This is a genomic window from Burkholderia sp. AU16482 (assembly GCF_002223285.1).
Classification (GTDB): Bacteria; Pseudomonadota; Gammaproteobacteria; order Burkholderiales; family Burkholderiaceae; genus Burkholderia; species Burkholderia semiarida.
This window is the reverse complement of the sequence record NZ_NKEY01000003.1, coordinates 317,045-333,912: the sequence shown is the minus strand read 5'-3', so window position 1 is coordinate 333,912 and position 16,868 is coordinate 317,045. Positions and strand designations below refer to the sequence as shown.

At 67.6% G+C, this 16,868-nt stretch carries 20 protein-coding genes; 2 read left to right on the top strand and 18 right to left on the bottom strand.

Annotated features, from left to right (window positions below; all coding sequences use genetic code 11):
• Positions 1 to 86 precede the first annotated feature (86 nt).
• Both CFB35_RS03955 and CFB35_RS03950 read right to left on the bottom strand, forming a co-directional pair.
• Positions 87 to 836: an ABC transporter ATP-binding protein gene (locus CFB35_RS03955; protein ID WP_059641972.1), complete on the bottom strand. Its 750-nt coding sequence runs from the start codon at positions 834 to 836 to the stop codon at positions 87 to 89.
• Positions 837 to 846: 10 nt separating this feature from the next.
• Positions 847 to 1,629, bottom strand: a complete 783-nt coding sequence (locus CFB35_RS03950; RefSeq protein WP_059574206.1) for an ABC transporter permease — start codon at positions 1,627 to 1,629, stop codon at positions 847 to 849.
• Positions 1,630 to 2,115: 486 nt separating this feature from the next.
• Here CFB35_RS03950 and CFB35_RS03945 point away from each other — a divergent pair, with 486 nt between their 5' ends.
• The gene (locus CFB35_RS03945) at positions 2,116 to 2,955 is read left to right on the top strand and encodes a symmetrical bis(5'-nucleosyl)-tetraphosphatase (RefSeq protein WP_089464586.1); all 840 of its coding nucleotides are present in this window, start codon (positions 2,116 to 2,118) and stop codon (positions 2,953 to 2,955) included.
• Between the two features lie 42 nt (positions 2,956 to 2,997).
• Here the strand turns inward: CFB35_RS03945 and CFB35_RS03940 are convergent, their stop codons facing one another.
• The 8 genes from CFB35_RS03940 to CFB35_RS03905 all read right to left on the bottom strand — a co-directional run bounded on the left by CFB35_RS03940 (position 2,998) and on the right by CFB35_RS03905 (position 9,599).
• Positions 2,998 to 3,855, bottom strand: a complete 858-nt coding sequence (locus CFB35_RS03940) for a 1-acyl-sn-glycerol-3-phosphate acyltransferase (protein WP_089464585.1) — start codon at positions 3,853 to 3,855, stop codon at positions 2,998 to 3,000.
• A 19-nt stretch (positions 3,856 to 3,874) separates the two neighbouring features.
• A complete protein-coding gene (locus CFB35_RS03935; RefSeq protein WP_089464584.1) occupies positions 3,875 to 5,152 on the bottom strand; it encodes a dihydroorotase in 1,278 nt (425 codons plus the stop codon).
• A gap of 61 nt (positions 5,153 to 5,213) precedes the next feature.
• Complete coding sequence (locus CFB35_RS03930; RefSeq protein ID WP_006476735.1) at positions 5,214 to 6,245, bottom strand: aspartate carbamoyltransferase catalytic subunit; 1,032 nt, start codon at positions 6,243 to 6,245, stop codon at positions 5,214 to 5,216.
• Positions 6,246 to 6,318: 73 nt separating this feature from the next.
• Positions 6,319 to 6,831 carry a bifunctional pyr operon transcriptional regulator/uracil phosphoribosyltransferase PyrR gene (gene pyrR / locus CFB35_RS03925; protein WP_089464583.1) on the bottom strand — a complete coding sequence of 171 codons (513 nt, stop codon included), beginning with the start codon at positions 6,829 to 6,831 and terminating at the stop codon, positions 6,319 to 6,321.
• Positions 6,818 to 7,267 carry a Holliday junction resolvase RuvX gene (ruvX, locus tag CFB35_RS03920; RefSeq protein ID WP_006476737.1) on the bottom strand — a complete coding sequence of 150 codons (450 nt, stop codon included), beginning with the start codon at positions 7,265 to 7,267 and terminating at the stop codon, positions 6,818 to 6,820. The genes pyrR and ruvX overlap by 14 nt, the downstream gene beginning before the upstream one ends.
• Positions 7,264 to 7,842: a YqgE/AlgH family protein gene (locus tag CFB35_RS03915; protein ID WP_006491354.1), complete on the bottom strand. Its 579-nt coding sequence runs from the start codon at positions 7,840 to 7,842 to the stop codon at positions 7,264 to 7,266. The genes ruvX and CFB35_RS03915 overlap by 4 nt, the downstream gene beginning before the upstream one ends.
• Before the next feature lie 182 nt (positions 7,843 to 8,024).
• Entirely contained in the window at positions 8,025 to 9,326 is a 1,302-nt protein-coding gene (locus CFB35_RS03910; protein WP_089464582.1) for a hypothetical protein, read from the bottom strand.
• 102 nt (positions 9,327 to 9,428) lie between these two features.
• Positions 9,429 to 9,599: a rubredoxin gene (locus CFB35_RS03905; RefSeq protein WP_004186709.1), complete on the bottom strand. Its 171-nt coding sequence runs from the start codon at positions 9,597 to 9,599 to the stop codon at positions 9,429 to 9,431.
• A gap of 256 nt (positions 9,600 to 9,855) precedes the next feature.
• On the opposite strand from CFB35_RS03905, the gene CFB35_RS03900 reads away from it, so the two are divergent.
• Entirely contained in the window at positions 9,856 to 10,722 is an 867-nt protein-coding gene (locus CFB35_RS03900; protein WP_059574212.1) for a hydroxymethylpyrimidine/phosphomethylpyrimidine kinase, read from the top strand.
• Between the two features lie 147 nt (positions 10,723 to 10,869).
• Here CFB35_RS03900 and groL read toward each other — a convergent pair whose 3' ends face one another.
• The 8 genes from groL to CFB35_RS03860 form a co-directional block, all read right to left on the bottom strand.
• Entirely contained in the window at positions 10,870 to 12,510 is a 1,641-nt protein-coding gene (groL, locus tag CFB35_RS03895; protein WP_006485462.1) for a chaperonin GroEL, read from the bottom strand.
• A 46-nt stretch (positions 12,511 to 12,556) separates the two neighbouring features.
• Positions 12,557 to 12,850, bottom strand: a complete 294-nt coding sequence (gene groES / locus CFB35_RS03890; protein ID WP_011351136.1) for a co-chaperone GroES — start codon at positions 12,848 to 12,850, stop codon at positions 12,557 to 12,559.
• A 392-nt stretch (positions 12,851 to 13,242) separates the two neighbouring features.
• The gene (locus tag CFB35_RS03885; protein WP_089464581.1) at positions 13,243 to 13,758 is read right to left on the bottom strand and encodes an SRPBCC family protein; all 516 of its coding nucleotides are present in this window, start codon (positions 13,756 to 13,758) and stop codon (positions 13,243 to 13,245) included.
• 44 nt (positions 13,759 to 13,802) lie between these two features.
• Entirely contained in the window at positions 13,803 to 14,435 is a 633-nt protein-coding gene (locus CFB35_RS03880) for a hypothetical protein (RefSeq protein ID WP_059574214.1), read from the bottom strand.
• Positions 14,432 to 14,854: a hypothetical protein gene (locus tag CFB35_RS03875; protein WP_059574335.1), complete on the bottom strand. Its 423-nt coding sequence runs from the start codon at positions 14,852 to 14,854 to the stop codon at positions 14,432 to 14,434. Before CFB35_RS03875 ends, CFB35_RS03880 begins: the two co-directional genes overlap by 4 nt.
• A 26-nt stretch (positions 14,855 to 14,880) precedes the next feature.
• Complete coding sequence (locus CFB35_RS03870; protein WP_059574215.1) at positions 14,881 to 15,663, bottom strand: anti-sigma factor; 783 nt, start codon at positions 15,661 to 15,663, stop codon at positions 14,881 to 14,883.
• Positions 15,660 to 16,175 carry a sigma-70 family RNA polymerase sigma factor gene (locus CFB35_RS03865; RefSeq protein ID WP_059574216.1) on the bottom strand — a complete coding sequence of 172 codons (516 nt, stop codon included), beginning with the start codon at positions 16,173 to 16,175 and terminating at the stop codon, positions 15,660 to 15,662. Before CFB35_RS03865 ends, CFB35_RS03870 begins: the two co-directional genes overlap by 4 nt.
• Positions 16,176 to 16,202: 27 nt before the next feature.
• Entirely contained in the window at positions 16,203 to 16,562 is a 360-nt protein-coding gene (locus CFB35_RS03860) for a hypothetical protein (RefSeq protein ID WP_059574217.1), read from the bottom strand.
• Positions 16,563 to 16,868 lie beyond the last annotated feature (306 nt).

Below are 16,868 nucleotides of genomic sequence, written 5' to 3'. Positions count from 1 at the left end.
GCATCCTGGCTCGCCATTAAAGCATGCGAGCCTGCATGGACGTCCTGCCCGCGCGCAGGATGGCCCATGACCCGCCATGCGCTAAGTCACGCCGTCGTCGCCTCATACTCCGACACGACTTCTTCCGTCGGCCCGAAAGCGCGTACGCGACCACGCTCCATCCAAAGCACCTTGTTGCATACCTTGCGGATTTCGGAGTTCGAGTGCATCGCCAGCACGACGATTTCGGCCCGGCTATGAAGATCGGCCAATCGCGCTTCCGCCTTGTGCATGAACGACGCATCACCGACGCCCATCACTTCGTCGAGCAACAGGATTTCGGCATCGACTGCAGTGGACACTGCAAACGCGAGCCGCACCTTCATCCCGCTGGAATACGTACGAATCGGCAGGTCCAGATAATCGCCGAGTTCGCAGAACTCAGCGATTTCGCGCTGCTTCTCCCGAATCTCCGCATCTGACATGCCGAGCAACAGCCCTCTGAGCCGAATGTTCTGCATGCCGGTCGAGTTCTCGTCCATGCCGAGGCCGATATCGAGGAGGGGCACCACGCTTCCTTCACGCAACAACTGGCCAGACGATGGCGGATAGATGCCCGCCATCGCACGAAGCAATGTCGATTTCCCCGCCCCGTTGTGTCCGATCAGCCCAACGCGGTCGCCACGCTCAAAACGAAAACTCACTTCGTCCAGCGCACGCACGACGATCACACCGTCGTTGCCCTCGGCGATCCTGTTGCGGCGCCCCATGTTGAGCACCTGCTTCTTGAGCGAACGCCCTTGCACGTCGAAGATCGGCAAATCGAGCGTTACGCTCTGCAATTCGATAAACGCCATATCGTTTCTCTCAGACCCAGTACGGAATACGCTTCAGATAACGTCCGGTCATCAACAGGGCGACAGGCCATCCAATCGCTGCCATTCCGACCGTGATCGCCCAGGTCAATTCACTGGGCATCTGTCCGATAAGCGGGCCACGCACGAGGTCGATCAGATACGCGAGCGGATTCCACTCGACAATGAAAGAGAAGCGATTAAGCGCATCGGGGCGGAAAATGATCGGCGTCACGTAGAACGCGACCTGAAGCAATGCGCTCACGATCTGCGGCAGATCGCGAAAGCGCGCCGACAGCAGGCCCACCACCATCGCGATCCATGTGGCGTTCAGCACATACACCAGCAGCGCCGGAATGAATACTGGCAACGTCTCCCAACTTTTCACGCCGTAGATCGCCAGCAGCGCGATGACGATCACGAAGTTGTGGGTAAGGACGATCAAGTTTCGCCACACGACCTGCAGGATATAGATCAGTTTCGGCGTGGCCATTTGCCGGATATAGGGCGCGCTGTTGATGTACGCGACGCTGCCTTCCACGATCGTCGTCGAGAATAAACCCCACAGCACGATGCTGGCAGCAAGAAACGGCAGGTATTCGTTGATTTTCTGGCCGAACAACGTGCCGTAAACGACACCCAACGACGAAATCATCACACCCATACTGATCGTGAGCCAGAACGGCCCCAGGCGCGAACGCGCATAGCGTTGCCGGATTTCAAGCCAGCCGAGCAAGGTCCACAACCGCCACGCCGTGATGCTTTTCTTTAGGTCCGCAAGTGAAAGGGTCAGCATGCAAGCTTTCAAAAATGAAGGAATAGGGGCGTCAGACAGAATTGTCGACTATGTCAGCGCGCCCTGGCACGTTATCGAGCCGATGCCTGGCCCACTATGACAGCAGTCAAATGGGGCAAGCATGACCACGAATCGGATCATTTGGCGTCCCTGCGAGTACAAGACAAGCACGCCGCGAACGTTGCCATGCGGCAGATCGCAAGGGGGGAACAACCATCCGAGCCGCCTCAGGCCCGGCATTTTACCCGGTCGCCATGCCCGCCAGAGTCATCTGATGGTAATTTTCGCGCGGGAACGGCAAATTATATGAAGCCGCCGGATGCAAAAGCCACGTTGCTAACAACTTGAAACAGCGACGCCCGACCCGTGCTTGGTGGCCAAAGCGCAGGCATGGTGAAGTTATTAGTGTCGGATGAAAATTTTCGCGTAGCCTCCGGGAACGAACTTTTGCTACCGTATGCTCGACTCCCGAACAGCCACGAACCCATGCCCCATCCTCCCATCGCCATCGGCGACATCCAAGGCTGCCATTCCGCTTTCCAGTCGCTACTCGCCAAGCTCTCAGCCCCCGCCGACACCCCGCTCTGGATCGCCGGCGACGTCGTCAACCGCGGCCCGGGCTCCCTCGCCGCGCTACGCGCGGTCGTCGACCTCGGCCCGCGCGCGACCGTGGTGCTCGGCAACCACGACCTCCACCTGCTCGCAGTCTCCGCCGGCCTGCGCACCGAACGCCCCGGCGACACGATCGGCGAGATCCTCGACGCCCCCGACGCCGACGCCCTGCTCGATTGGGTCCGCCACCGCCCGTTCGTGCATGTCGGAGACGGAAAGCTGCTCGTCCACGCCGGCGTGCTGCCGCAGTGGGATGCCACGCTCGCACTCGAACTCGCCGACGAGCTCCAGCGCGCACTCCGCGCCCCCGACTGGCGCGACACGCTGCAAGGCCTGTACGGCAACGAACCCAGCCAATGGAACCCGAACCTGAAAAAACGTGACCGCATGCGCGTCGCATTCAACGCGTTCACGCGCCTGCGCTTCTGCACGCCCGACGGCGCGATGGAATTCAAGGCGAACGGCGGCCCCGACAGCGCGCCGCCCGGCTACCTGCCGTGGTTCGACGTGCCGGGGCGCCGCACCGCGGACGTGACGGTCGTGTTCGGACACTGGGCCGCGCTCGGCCTGATGCTGCGCGACGACGTCGTCGCGCTCGATTCGGGCTGCGTATGGGGAAACCAGTTGTCGGCCGTACGGCTGACGGCCGATCCGGCGCAGCGCACGGTCACGCAGGTGCAGTGCGAAGCGTGCCGCTCGCCGGGCGGCGAGTGACCACACGCTGATTCACCCGGCCCGACCCGGCCGGGCAGCGCGTCACCCCTCGCGCCCCGGCACGGGCGCGTCCGCTGCCGCCTCGCCCGCCGCACCGGCGCCGAGCTCGGTCGCCGGATACGCATGCTTCTGCAGCTCGGCGAGCGACTCGGCCGTCGGCTTGCCGACCTTCTCCTGCATCGCCGCCAGCGCAGTCGCGATCGCATCGCGCGCCGCCGCGGACGTCGCGCGGCGATCGCCGCCCGGCGCGATCGGTTCGCACACGTACAAATGCGCGACGAGCGGGCCGCCGCGCAGCACCATGTCGAGCGACTTGCCGAGCGACAAATCGCCCGTGTAGGCCGGCGCGACCGACTGCCGCCCGTGCGCGTCCTCGTACATCAGGCAGATCGGCTGCACCGCGCAGCCGGCCGACACCGCGGACTGGAACAGGTTCGCATGGAACGGCAGCAGATCCTGACCGTCGGACGTCGTCCCCTCCGGAAACACGCACATCACGCCGCCGTTGCGCAGGCGTTCGGCCATCTCGTGCATGATCCGCATCGCCTCGGTGCGCTTCTCGCGCTGCAGGAACACGGTGTCGAGCTTCTCGGCGAGCCAGCCGACGACCGGCCACTGCCGCACCTCGGCCTTCGACACGAACGGCGTCGGCCGCCACGCGTTGACCGCGTAGATGTCGAGCCACGACACATGGTTGCCCACGACGAGCGCGCTCGCGTCAAGCCGCGCGCCGTCGTTGTGGACGACGAGGCGCATCCCGCAGATGCGCAGCATCTTGACCGACCAGCGGCGCGTCAACTCGGCGCGGTGCGCGGGCGTGACGTGCGAAAAACGCAGCGCGACGATCACCATGCCGCGCAATAGGTGAAAGACGAGACGCAGCTTGCGAAAGGCGATCATGGCGAAGGTCCGGCGTGGTTCAGTGGCGCTCGAACGCGACCTGCCCGCCCACGAGCGTCGCGCGCACGGTGGCCGGCAGTTCGTAGCCGAGGAACGGCGAGTTGTGGCCCTGGCTCTTCAGCGCACGCGGCTCGACGCGCCAGTGCGCGCGCGGGTCGAACACGCACAGATCCGCCGCGCCGCCTTCGGCGAGGCGCCCCGCCGGCAGCTGCAGCACGTCGGCCGGCGCGGCCGTGATGCGGCGCAGCGCCTGCGCGAGCGGCGTGCGCGTCTCGTCCGCCCATTTCAGCGTGAGCGACAGCAGCAGCTCGAGCCCCGTCGCGCCCGGCGTCGCTTCGGCAAACGGCAGCAGCTTCTCGTCGTCGTCGACCGGCGTGTGATCGGAGCAGATCGCGTCGATCGTGCCGTCGGCAAGCGCCGCGCGGATCGCTTCGCGGTCGCGCTCGCCGCGCAGCGGCGGATCGAGCCGGAACTGCGAATCGAAGTAGCCGATGTCGACGTCGATCAGGTGGACGTGGTTCACGCCGACGTCGCAAGTCACGGGCAGCCCTTCGGCCTTCGCCGTGCGCACGAGCGCGAGGCCGGCCGCCGACGACAGCCGCGCGAGGTGCACGCGCGCGCCCGTCACGCGCATCAGCTCGAAAATGGTGTGCAGCGCGATCGTCTCGGCCGCGACCGGCACGCCGGACAGCCCGAGCCGCGACGCGAGCGCGCCGCTCGCGGCCACGCCGCCGCGGCCGATGAACGCGTCGAGCGGCCGCAGCCACGTCGTGTAGCCATAGGTGCTCGCGTATTGCAGCGCGCGCAGCAGCACCTGCGTGTCGCGCACCGGCACGTTCGCATGCGTGAAGCCGACGCAGCCGGATTCGGTCAGCGCGACCATCTCGGTGATCACTTCGCCCTTGAGGCCGACGGTCAGCGCGCCGAGCGGATGCACGTTCGCCTGCCGCAGATTGCGCGCACGGAACTTGAGCATCTCGACGAGGCCCGGCTCGTCGAGCACCGGGTCGGTGTCCGGCGGGCACACGAGCGTCGTGACGCCGCCCGCGACGGCCGCGGCCATCTCGGACGCGAGCGTCGCCTTGTGTTCGTAGCCGGGCTCGCGCAGTCGCGCGCACAGGTCGACGAGGCCGGGCGCGACGATCAGGCCCGATGCGTCGATCGTCTTGTCCGCGTTGAAACCGGCCGGCGCGCCGCCAAGCGCGGCGATCTTGCCGTCCGCGACGAATACGTCGGCCTGCCGTTCGGTGCCGGCGACCGGGTCGATCAGCGTGCCGCCTTTGATATGAATCTTCATGCGCTGTCTGTGAATGCGTTGATTGCGTTGAATGCCTGAACGAGGATGCGCGAAAGCGGGCTCAGTCGCTGTTGCCGGCGACGATGCCCATCACCGCCATCCGCACGGCGATGCCGAACGTGACCTGGTTGAGGATCACCGACTGCGGGCCGTCGGCGACCTGCGAATCGATCTCGACGCCGCGGTTCATCGGCCCCGGGTGCATCACGATCGCGTCGGGCGCGGCGAGCGCGAGGCGCTCGGGCGTCAGGCCCCACGTCTTGAAGTACTCCTGCGCGGACGGCAGCAGCGCGCCGCTCATCCGTTCGTTCTGCAGGCGCAGCATGATGATCACGTCGACGCCCTTCAGCCCTTCGTCGAGGTTGTGGAACACCTTCACGCCCATCTGTTCGAGGCCGCCCGGCAGCAGCGTGCGCGGGCCGATCGCGCGCACTTCGGGCACGCCGAGCGTGGTGAGTGCGTGGATGTCGGAGCGCGCGACGCGCGAATGCAGGATGTCGCCGACGATCGCCACGCGCAGCTTCGTGAAGTCGCGCTTGTAGTGGCGGATCGTGTACATGTCGAGCAGGCCCTGCGTCGGATGCGCATGGCGGCCGTCGCCGGCGTTGATCACGTGCACGTGCGGCGCGCAGTGCTCGGCGATCAGGTACGGCGCGCCGCTCGACGCGTGGCGTACGACGAACAGGTCGGCATGCATCGCCGACAGGTTGTTGATCGTGTCGAGCAGCGATTCGCCCTTGCTCGTGGACGACGCGTTGATGTTCAGGTTCAGCACGTCGGCCGACAGGCGCGTCGCGGCGATCTCGAAGGTCGTGCGGGTGCGCGTCGAGTTCTCGAAGAACAGGTTGAACACGGACTTGCCGCGCAAGAGCGGCACCTTCTTCACTTCACGATCCGTCACGCTGACGAACTGCTCGGCCGTATCGAGGATGTGATTGACGATCGAGCGCGGCAGGCCCTCGATCGACAGCAGATGCTTCAGCTCGCCGTTTTTCGTGAGCTGCGGGTTGCCCTTCAGGAAACCGTAGCGAAACCGGTCAGGGCTCGCGGCCGCCGCGGGATTGCCGGTGCGGCCAGTGGTGTCGGTGGTCATGGTGTGCGTGATTCCAACTATGCAAACGGGCCGCGGTGCAAACCAGCGGCCCGGGATACGGTTCGCGTGTGGTTCAGGCGCCGTGCGACTCGACGCGCAGCGTGAACCGCGCGTCGTCGCGCGCGAGCACGAGCGTCGCGCCGGCCGGCACGTCGAGCGTGCCGCCCGCGAAGCGTGCGGCGACCGGCAGCTCGCGGCCGCCGCGATCGGCGAGCACCGCGAGCTCGACCGCGGCCGGACGGCCGTAGTCGAACAGCTCGTTGAGCGCCGCGCGCACGGTGCGCCCGGTGTACAGCACGTCGTCGACGAGCACGATGCGCGCGCCGTCGATGTCGAACGGCAGCGACGTCGGGCTGGCCTGGCTGTGCAGCCCCTTCTTCGCGTAGTCGTCGCGGTGCAGCGCGACGTTGACGACGCCGAACGCCGGTGCGCCGAGATCGCGCGCGAGGCGCTCGGCGAGCCACGCGCCGCCGCTGTGAATGCCGGCGAGCCGCGGGCCGCCCGGTTCGGCGAACGCCGTGCCGTACGCGGCGCGAATCTGGTCGAGCAGGACGCGGTAAAGCGCCTCGGCGTCAATGATGCTCATGGTCGGACAATTGATCGAGATACTGTTGAAGAATGACGCGCGCGGCCTCGGCATCGAGCATGTCGGTGCGGGCGCGGCCGCGCACGTTGCGCTCGCGCAGCCCGGCCTCGGCCTCGACCGACGAATAGCGCTCGTCGACCCACGTGACGGGCAGCCCGAAGCGGCCGTTCAACTGGTTACCGAAGCGCTTCGCCTGCTGCGTCATGTCGTGCGGCGTGCCGTCCGGATGCATCGGCAGGCCCACGACGAGCGCGTCCGGCCGCCATTCGGCCAGCAGGTCGCCGACCGCCTTGAAGCGGTGTTCGCGGTTCAGGTTCTGGATCACGACGAGCGCACGCGCCGAGCGCGTCAGCGCATTGCCGATCGCGACGCCGATCCGTTTTTCGCCGTAGTCGAACGCCAGGAGCGTCGCATCGCGCGCGCTCGCGCCACTCATGCGTGCCCTGCTTCGCCGGACAGCATCGACGAGCTCACGCCGAGCAGGCCCAGCGCGGCTTCGAAGCGCTCCTCGGCCGGCGTGTCGAACACGATGCGCGGATCGGCGGCGACGGTCAGCCAGCCGTTGCGGGAAATTTCTTCCTCGAGCTGGCCGGCGCCCCAGCCCGCATGGCCCAGCGTCAGCAGGAAGCGTTTCGGGCCGGTGCCCGTTGCGACCGCCTCGAGCACGTCCTTCGACGTCGTCATCTCGAGCCCGCCGTCGACGGACATCGACGAGTTGTAGCTCGCGCCCTCGACCGGCTCGTGCAGCACGAAGCCGCGCTCGGTCTGGACCGGGCCGCCGAAGTACACGGGAATGTGCAGCAACGGCTCGATGTCGAGCTTCAGGTCGATGCGGTTGAACAGCGACTCGAGGTCGATGTCGGTGGGACGATTGATGACGAGGCCGAGCGCACCGCGCTCGCTGTGATCGCAAAGATAGACCACCGTCCCCGAGAACGTCGGATCGGCCATGTTCGGCATGGCGATCAGGAACTGGTTGGTGAGATTGATGCGATCGGAAGGCTTTGACATGGTTTGAATTTTAGCAAAGACGCCGCGACCTGACCGGGCCGCGATCAACAAGCAACGCCGCGCCGCGCTGGCAACGGCGCGCGCGGATCACACGGCACTCTAACACGCGCGCGGGCGCTGTCGGCAGCGTGTTGCAGGCCCGCCCGGCGAGGCCCGCCGTCGCGTGTCCGTCCCCTTGTTCGTCAGCTCCGGCCGAGCGCCGCGCCGAGCGCTTCGGACGCCGCCGTGAGGTCCGGCGGCGCGACGCCGGCCGCGATCTTCAGGAGCGCTGCGCGCAGCATGTCGGACGCATGGCGGTGCGCATCGAGGCCGCCGTCGGCGAGCGGCACGCCGTGCGCCGCACGGCGCCACGCCAGGCCGAGCGTATCGGCCAGCAGCGCCGCGTGGCCGAGCCCGAGCGCGCACGCGGCCGTGCCGACCCGATAGGCGGCGCCGGACGCGTGCCATGCGGCGCCGGCGTCGGCCGTGGCCGGATTGGCCGCCAGATCGGCCATCGACGCATCGGCGGTCTGCAGGAAATCCTCGTAGGCATGCGCGTTGACGGTCACGACGCCGAGCGCACGAGTGGGGGCGGCGGCGACCGCATCGTGCTCGGCCCGCGCGGCATCGGCCTCCCACAGCGCCTCCGATGCGGGCGTGCCGGCGACGTGCCAGTCGACCGTCAACCCGTAGTCGTGCAGCACGTCGACGAGCGCGACATCCTCGGCCGCGGCGCCGAACAGCGCGAAATCGCGCCACAGCAGCGCCACCGTCTCGCGCACCAGGTCGGGCGGCGCGCTGCGCCGGCCCTGCGCGTGTTCGCCGAGCAGCAGGTTGGTCCGCGCGAGAAAGCGCTTGAGCTCGGGCGCGCCGCTTGCCCGCAGTGCGCGCACGCACGCGGCCGCGAGCCGCCAGAAGTCGTACGGTGCGTCGTCGGTGAGCGCGGCGAGCAGCGCGTCGAGTTCGTCGAGCGCCGCGCCCGGCGCACCGTGTTCGGCACGCAGCACGCCGAGCAGCGCCTGCTCGTAGCGGGCGCGAATCCGGGGTGCGACGGTATCGGGCAGCGCGCGCAGCGTGGCGGGCGGCACCGCGCGGCCGACCAGCGCCAGCGCATCGAGCGGCACGCTTGCGCGCAGGTCGGCGGCGCTTTGCGCGCGCAACGCCCGGAAATGCTCGAAGAGAACGGGCGAGCACGCAAGCTCGCGCAGATTGTGGCGCCCGACGGCCGCACGAAAATCCCGCAGCGCCGCACGCCAGCCGGCCGACGTCGGCTCGGTGGCAACGAGCGGCACGGCCGCCGATAGTTGCCCGGCGAAGCGCGCGGCCGGCAGCCAGCCGGCTTCCGCCAGTACGGCCGCGGCAGCGGCAAGCGGCGCCGCGGCGTCGTCGCGCCGCTCGAACGCGTCGGCGGCCGCCGCCAGCCACGCGTCGGCCGCGCGCACGGCGCCGCCGCGCGGGTTGGGCAATGCGTCAGGGTGGGGAACGTTCGCCGGATCGGACGTCATGGACACGCGCGCCTGTCATCGTCAAGTCGCTCGCGCGTGCCGCGGCGCGAGCGCCGGGCCGGTGCGAGGCCTGAGCGGAGTGCTCGTGGGCCAGCGGTCCGGTCAGATCTGGACCATCTCGAAGTCTTCCTTGCGGGCGCCGCATTCAGGGCACGTCCAGTTGATCGGGACGTCTTCCCAGCGCGTGCCCGGGGCAATGCCCTCTTCCGGCAGCCCGGCTTCTTCGTCGTAAATCCAGCCACAAATCAGGCACATCCAGCTCTTGTATTCCATCTTAAGCCGCGTCGGGGAAAAGTCGGTAAATTCGGGAGCCATGATGGTACCGTGTCGGGGCCGGACTGCCTAGCAATCGCGCTGGAGGACGGCAACTACGTTGCGCCGCGCTAAAAAATCCGTCGTACCGGCCGGATTCCACCGCATAATGGCTGAAAAGTGCGGCCTGCCGGGCAACACGGGGCCGAACAAAGCCCATTCGCCTCGCCGTCCGCACGTCCGTCGCTTGTCCGTTTTTCTCTTGCCCCATTTTTTCATGTCCAGCAACGCCCCTCCGATCGTCCTCACCTTCGGCCTGTCCGATCCCACCGGCGGCTCCGGCCTCCAAGCCGATCTGATGACCCTGGCGAGCATGGGCTGTCACGGCGTGTCCGTCCTGACCGGCTATACCGTGCGCGACTCGGCCGCCTGCGACGAGGTGACCGGCCTCGACCCCGACGTCGTCGCCGCGCAGGCGCGCATGCTGCTCGAAGACATGCCGGTTGCCGCGTTCAAGATCGGCGCGGCCACGCGCGCGGAAGTCGTCAGCGCGATCGCCGAAGTCGTGGCCGACTACGACGGTGTGCCGCTCGTGCTCGCGCCCGATTTCACGCTCGACGACGAACACGTGCTCGCGGCCGACGACCTGCGCGAATCGATCGCCGATCTGCTGGCGCCGCAAACCACGCTGCTGGTCGCCGACCACGCGACGCTGATCGCGCTCGCGCAGCCGGACGGCGATGCGGAGGCGCCGAATCTCGACGCGGCCGTGTCGCACCTGCTGTCGCAGGGCTGCGAATACATCCTGTCGTCGGAAACGGGTTCGCACCGGCTCGTCAACACGCTGTACGGCGAGGAAGGCCAGCTTCGTGAAGACATGTGGGATCGCTCGCCGCACCGGCTGATGGGCATCACAGATACGCTCGGCGCGGCCATCGCGGCGTTGCTCGCGAACGGCCAGGAGCCGCCCGAAGCGGTGCGCGAGGCGCAGGAATATCTGTACCAGGCCGTGCGCGACGCGTTCCGGCCCGGCATGGGCGCGTACCTGCCCGACCGGTTCTTCTGGGCGCGCAGCAACGACGAGTCGGACACGCCGCCGGCCGTGAAGGCCGATTCGGCGCCGAGGACGTCGCATCGGCATTGAGCGGCGACGCGGCCGGCAGATCCCGCCGCCGCGAACGGCGCGCCGAATTCCACGTGCAAATAAAAAAAGACCCGCATCGCTGCGGGTCTTTTCTTTTGGCTGGAACGCGCATCGCTGCGCGCTCCGGACACCATCGACCGAAGTCGATTACATGTCCATGCCCATGCCGCCCATGCCGCCCGGCATGCCGCCCGGCATCGGTGCGTCTTCCTTCGGCAGTTCCGCGACAGCAGCGTCCGTCGTCAGCAGCAGGCCTGCGACCGAAGCTGCGTTCTGCAGCGCGGTGCGCGTGACCTTGGTCGGGTCGACGACGCCGGCTTCAACCATGTCGACGTACTCGCCCGTTGCTGCGTTGTAGCCGTAGTTGCCCTTGCCTGCAGCAACTGCCGCCACCACGACGCTGGCTTCTTCGCCGCCGTTCGTGACGATCTGGCGCAGCGGCTCTTCCATCGCGCGCAGCACGATCTTGATGCCGGCGTTCTGGTCGGCGTTCGCGCCGGTCAGGCCTGCGATCGCGGTGCGTGCGCGGATCAGCGCAACGCCGCCGCCTGCCACGATGCCTTCTTCCACAGCTGCGCGGGTAGCGTGCAGTGCGTCTTCGACACGTGCCTTCTTTTCCTTCATTTCGACTTCGGTCGCAGCACCGACCTTGATCACTGCCACGCCGCCTGCCAGCTTGGCCACGCGCTCTTGCAGCTTTTCACGGTCGTAGTCCGACGTCGCTTCTTCGATCTGCGCGCGCACTTGCTTCACGCGTGCTTCGATGCTTGCAGCTTCGCCTGCGCCGTCGATGATCGTCGTGTTTTCCTTGCCCACTTCGATGCGCTTCGCCTGGCCCAGTTCTGCCAGCGTTGCCTTCTCGAGCGTCAGGCCGGTTTCTTCCGCGATGACTTGACCGCCGGTCAGGATCGCGATGTCTTCCAGCATCGCCTTGCGACGATCGCCGAAGCCCGGCGCCTTGACCGCAACGGTCTTCAGGATGCCGCGGATGTTGTTGACGACCAGCGTGGCCAGTGCCTCGCCTTCGACGTCTTCTGCGATGATCAGCAGCGGACGGCCAGCCTTCGCGACTTGCTCGAGCACCGGCAGCAGATCACGGATGTTCGACACCTTCTTGTCGTGCAGCAGCACGAACGGGTTGTCGAGGACGGCGACTTGCTTGTCCGGGTTGTTGATGAAGTACGGCGACAGGTAGCCGCGGTCGAATTGCATGCCTTCGACGACGTCCAGCTCGTCGGCGAGCGACTTGCCGTCTTCGACGGTGATGACGCCTTCCTTGCCGACCTTGTCCATCGCTTCAGCGATGCGATCGCCGATCGACGAATCGCTGTTCGCCGAGATCGAGCCGACCTGGGCGATTTCCTTGTTGGTCGTGCACGGCTTGCTGATCTTCTTCAGCTCTTCGACAGCCGCTGCGACTGCCTTGTCGATGCCGCGCTTCAGGTCCATCGGGTTCATGCCCGATGCGACGTACTTCATGCCTTCGCGGACGATCGATTGCGCGAGGACGGTTGCCGTCGTCGTGCCGTCGCCTGCGTTGTCGCTGGTCTTGGAAGCGACTTCCTTGACCATCTGCGCGCCCATGTTCTGGAGCTTGTCCTTCAGCTCGATTTCCTTCGCGACCGACACACCGTCCTTGGTGACCGTCGGGCCGCCGAAGCTGCGCTCGAGCACGACGTTGCGGCCCTTCGGACCCAGCGTGACCTTGACTGCGTTGGCGAGAATGTTCACGCCTTCGACCATCTTCGAACGGGCGGAATCGCCGAATACGACGTCTTTAGCTGCCATCTTCTAACTCCTTGAATTCTTGGGAATATGTACCGTCGGAGGACGCTTACTTGGCGTTGACCACGGCCATGATGTCTTCTTCGCGCATGACCAGCAGTTCGTTGCCGTCGACCTTCACGGTCTGGCCTGCGTACTTGCCGAACAGAACACGATCGCCGACCTTCACGTCGAGCGCGATCGGGGCGCCCTTGTCGTCGCGCTTGCCCGGGCCGACGGCCAGGACTTCGCCCTGATCCGGCTTTTCAGCAGCGGCGTCGGGGATCACGATGCCCGAGGCGGTCTTGGTTTCCTGATCCAGGCGCTTGACGATCACGCGATCGTGCAAAGGACGAAGGTTCATATTCACTCCTCTCTTGACTGAGATTGAAGAACGCTTAGGGAACTGCCCGGCTCATCGCCCGGCAGAGAATTGTTAGCACTCTCGTGCAGCGAGTGCTAATTATATGGACGGGTTTTGACAAATTCAAGAAGGGAAACCGGAGGAATTTTCGAGGCGGCGACGCGGCGGGAAAACGGCTGAGAACAACGAAAAACCCTTTCAAAACAAAGCCATGACGATCGAAACCGACCCGACGGGCGGGCTCGCGAGGCCCGCGAATCCCATCCAGCCCCGTTTGGACACCGGGTAAGCCCGGAGTTCCCGAGGCCGCCGACATCGCATCGAAAAAAACGTGCGGGCGCCAATTTCATCCGCCGCGGCGCGGTCGTTCGCCGGCGTCGCCGGGCCGATCCTCACGCGTCGGCGCAATCCGCGCCCGACAGCGGCCGGAAGGTCCGGCCGTCCGTCTCGACGGTCGCGCCCAGCCGCCGCGCGAGCCCCTTCGCGCCTTCGCGCATCACGACGTCGTGATTCCATCGGAACAGCGGCCGCGCGAGCGGCTCGAGCCAGTTCATCCAGCGCAGGTGCGTACGAATGTGCCAGTCGTAGCGCACGACGGTGCGCGCGCCGTCGGCGACGAACGACCAGCGGCCGTCGCCCTCGATCGCGCCGCTCGCATGGCCTTCCAGTGCATGCGGCCGCTCGACGCGACGCACGCGCATGTCGAAGGTCAGCCGGTACGGCAGCGCGCCCTTCCACGTATACCGGTGCAGCGCGCCGACGCCGCGCGCGTCGCCCGGTTCGAGCTCGACCGTGCGCACGGCACCCTTCCACCAGTCGGGCCAGCGGTCGACCTGGTAGATCGCGTCCCAGACCGCCGCGAGCGGCGCGTCCACCCGCCAGGTCGTCGAGAACCGGTACTCCGCCATGCAGCCTCCAGCATTGCGCGTCAGGAACGCGGATCGGCGCGCCGTCAGGGCGCGAAGAAACGCTCGGGAAACGCGACGTCGATCTCCACGTCGTCGAGCGTCACGGTTTCGAGCGGCACATCGTCATCGCCGGCGTAGCTGACTACCTTCAGCGGAAAACCGTCGTCGGTGTCGAGCCACAACCGGTAGCGATGCACGCCGTCGATCGCATGCGCGGGCGCGCCCGTGACCAGCACGCGCAGCGCGCGCCGGCCGCCGATGGTTTCCTCGCCTTCGGTCACCGTCGCGCCGCCCTGCTGCAGCGCATGCACGCTGCGCAGCAGTTCGCCGACGTCCGAACGGTCGACCCGGTGGCCGCTGCGGTCGCGCACGAGCGGATTGGACGGCGACAGCGTCAGCGCGGGCGGCGCATGCGTGCCGAACGGGCGCAGCCGCACCTTGCCGTCGCCGGGATCGTACGCAAGCACCGCGCCGCGATGCGGCGACACGAAATCCATCCGGACGAAGCCCGGTTTCAGGTACGCGTAACGGATTTCGGTGTGCTCGCCGTCGCGCGCCGACGAGCGGATCGTCGCGCGGTACGAACGGACGTGGTCGAAATGCGCCTGCGCGACGGTCACGGGATCGGCGGTCATGCTCGCTCCTATCAGGCTCGCGGCCAGCAACGCGGCGATCACGGCGCCGCCTCGACGTCGAGCACGCCTTCCATCCCGCGCTCGCGATGGCTGCTGAAAAACAGCAGCCGGTGCGTGCAATAGTAGGCGAATCGACCCGGCTGCTGCGGCGTGAAACGGAACGTCCTCGGCGTCGTGCCGAGTTCGGTATGCACTGCGATGCCCGCCTGCGGCGGCGCGTCGATCTCGAAGCTGTGCGGCACCACGCCGGGCTCGGCCGACACGGTCAGCTCCACCGGCAGGTTCGCGCGGACGATCACGTGATTCGGCCGGAAAAAATAGCTGCCGCCGACGATCGTCACACGCTGTACGCCGTCGGCATCGACCGGCACTCGCACGGGCGCATTTCCCTGCGCTCGCGCAAGCATCGTGCCCGCGAGGCACGCCGCCAGCACGAGCTCCTTCATCATCGTCGTCTTCATCGCCTGCTCCCCGCGGGCGCCGCGCGTCATCCCTTCCACGCATCGGCCGGCCCGCCCAGTGCTGCGCATGCGTCGCTCGCCAGCTCGCGCAGACGCCGTTCGTCGCCACGGCCGGACAGCGCATAACCCATGCCGCGATCCGACCAGAAATACGTGTAGCGGCCGTCCGCCGACAGCGCCTGCGGCGCGAGGCGCCGCGCATCGTAGGCGGTCATGTACAGCGTCACGCGCGCGCCGTCCGCGCGCTGGTACATCAGCTGTGCGGCCGGCCCCGCGTCGCCGGGCAGCAACCGGCCGCCCAGCAGCGCGTAACCATATTCGTCGAGCGACGGTGCGCGCACCGGCCGGCCGACGCGCGCCGACAGCCATGCGGCGAGACGCGCGGGATCGGCCGCACCGACTTCCACCGGATGCTCGCGGTCGGCCGCGTACACCGCGTACGCGGCATCGGCGCGCGTGGCAAACGCCGGTTCGCGGCCGAATGCCGCCCAGCCCGCATGCAGCGCGACACCGATCAGCAGCCCGGCCGCCAGCCCCGCGCACGCGTGCACGGCGGCGCGCCAGCGCGACGCGCGGCGCTGCACGAACAATGCGGGCGCGGCGCCCGGCAACGGAAACAACGCCTTCAGCGCATCGCGCTGGGCACGGTAATGCGCGAATCGTTCGGCTTCCTGCGGATCGGACTGCAGGCGCTCGAGCATCTCGCGCCGCTCGTGCCCGGACAGTTCGCCATCCAGCAACGCGGACAGCAGTTGCGCCGACGCGTCGTCGTCCTGCCGGTTCGAAGGCTTGCGCGGATCGTCCATCATGGCTTCCCGATCACCCGTAACGTGGCCGTGCCGTGCGCCGCCGGCGCGTCGGTCAGCAACGCGCGCATCTGCGCGCGCGCCCGCGCGAGCCGCGACATCACCGTACCCACCGGCACGCCGAGCACCTGCGCGGCATCGCGATAGCTCAGTTCCTCGAGCGCGACCAGCAGCAGCACCTCGCGCTGCTCGACCGGCAGCCGATACAGCGCGCGCTGCACGTCGCGCAGCTCCAGCCCGCCGACTTCGCCAGCGGGCGCCGCCATCGTCTGCCACGGCGCCGTCGCGTCGTCCACGGCGATCTCGTGCCGCGCGCGCAACTGGTCGATGAAGCGGTGCCGCAGCAGCGTCAGCAGCCACGCGCGCAGGTTGCCGCCGTCGCGCGGCGGCCGGTTCAGCGCACGCTCGAGCGTGTCCTGCACGAGATCGTCGGCCCACGCGCGCTCGCCCGTCAGCGCACGCGCATAGCGCGTGAGATGCGGCAACCACACCAGCAGGTCCGATTCATAGCTCATCGGGGCGCCTCGCGCGTCGCCGCGCGGTCACGGCCGCGCGACGTGCCACATGCCGCCGATCCCGTCGCCGCCGGCGTCGCCAGCCTTGCGGTCCATCTTCCAGCGATACAGCGGACGGCCGCGGTACGCCCATTGCTTAGTGCCGTCGTCGCGGGCGACGACGCTCAGCGCACCCGACGGCTTGTCGTATGCGTCGGCGAGCGCGGGCGGCCAGTTGGCCGCGCACGCGCCGTCGCACATGCTCTTGCCCGGCGCATCGCGATCGAACACGTACAGCGTCATGTGCGCTTCGTCGGTCAGTTTCCCGTCGCCGGCCTGGGGCGGTTCCGCGGCCGCCGGCCGCACGATCGCCGCCGTCAGCGCGGCAGCGAAGAGCATCCGTTTCATTCCCGTTCTCCTTGGCGTCGTGTCGCGACACGATGCGGCCAGACGGGACGATCGGCTTCGTCGCGATCATTATCCCGCCGGCCGGCGGTGCCGGAACTCGGTATGTAAACGGACGGCGACAGCCTGTTATTCCATGCGGCGCCGCGACCGGCAGCCGCGATCGTTCATGCGACGAAAGAACGCGGGAAGCCCGAAATGACAACGCGGCATGACATCGCTGTCATGCCGCGTCGCGCGACCCGTATTGCACGGCCCGTATTGCGCTACCGTCTCGCCCGACGGCCGATGCGGCGCCGTCGGGCGGTT

Excerpts from the sequence above, each read along its gene's own strand:
- CFB35_RS03955 (WP_059641972.1), bottom strand. The coding sequence starts at position 836 with ATGGCGTTTATCGAATTGCAGAGCGTAACGCTCGATTTGCCGATCTTC.
- CFB35_RS03950 (WP_059574206.1), bottom strand. The coding sequence starts at position 1,629 with ATGCTGACCCTTTCACTTGCGGACCTAAAGAAAAGCATCACGGCGTGG.
- CFB35_RS03945 (WP_089464586.1), top strand. The coding sequence starts at position 2,116 with ATGCCCCATCCTCCCATCGCCATCGGCGACATCCAAGGCTGCCATTCC.
- CFB35_RS03940 (WP_089464585.1), bottom strand. The coding sequence starts at position 3,855 with ATGATCGCCTTTCGCAAGCTGCGTCTCGTCTTTCACCTATTGCGCGGC.
- CFB35_RS03935 (WP_089464584.1), bottom strand. The coding sequence starts at position 5,152 with ATGAAGATTCATATCAAAGGCGGCACGCTGATCGACCCGGTCGCCGGC.
- CFB35_RS03930 (WP_006476735.1), bottom strand. The coding sequence starts at position 6,245 with ATGACCACCGACACCACTGGCCGCACCGGCAATCCCGCGGCGGCCGCG.
- pyrR (WP_089464583.1), bottom strand. The coding sequence starts at position 6,831 with ATGAGCATCATTGACGCCGAGGCGCTTTACCGCGTCCTGCTCGACCAG.
- ruvX (WP_006476737.1), bottom strand. The coding sequence starts at position 7,267 with ATGAGTGGCGCGAGCGCGCGCGATGCGACGCTCCTGGCGTTCGACTAC.
- CFB35_RS03915 (WP_006491354.1), bottom strand. The coding sequence starts at position 7,842 with ATGTCAAAGCCTTCCGATCGCATCAATCTCACCAACCAGTTCCTGATC.
- CFB35_RS03910 (WP_089464582.1), bottom strand. The coding sequence starts at position 9,326 with ATGACGTCCGATCCGGCGAACGTTCCCCACCCTGACGCATTGCCCAAC.
- CFB35_RS03905 (WP_004186709.1), bottom strand. The coding sequence starts at position 9,599 with ATGGAATACAAGAGCTGGATGTGCCTGATTTGTGGCTGGATTTACGAC.
- CFB35_RS03900 (WP_059574212.1), top strand. The coding sequence starts at position 9,856 with ATGTCCAGCAACGCCCCTCCGATCGTCCTCACCTTCGGCCTGTCCGAT.
- groL (WP_006485462.1), bottom strand. The coding sequence starts at position 12,510 with ATGGCAGCTAAAGACGTCGTATTCGGCGATTCCGCCCGTTCGAAGATG.
- groES (WP_011351136.1), bottom strand. The coding sequence starts at position 12,850 with ATGAACCTTCGTCCTTTGCACGATCGCGTGATCGTCAAGCGCCTGGAT.
- CFB35_RS03885 (WP_089464581.1), bottom strand. The coding sequence starts at position 13,758 with ATGGCGGAGTACCGGTTCTCGACGACCTGGCGGGTGGACGCGCCGCTC.
- CFB35_RS03875 (WP_059574335.1), bottom strand. The coding sequence starts at position 14,854 with ATGAAGACGACGATGATGAAGGAGCTCGTGCTGGCGGCGTGCCTCGCG.
- CFB35_RS03870 (WP_059574215.1), bottom strand. The coding sequence starts at position 15,663 with ATGATGGACGATCCGCGCAAGCCTTCGAACCGGCAGGACGACGACGCG.
- CFB35_RS03865 (WP_059574216.1), bottom strand. The coding sequence starts at position 16,175 with ATGAGCTATGAATCGGACCTGCTGGTGTGGTTGCCGCATCTCACGCGC.
- CFB35_RS03860 (WP_059574217.1), bottom strand. The coding sequence starts at position 16,562 with ATGAAACGGATGCTCTTCGCTGCCGCGCTGACGGCGGCGATCGTGCGG.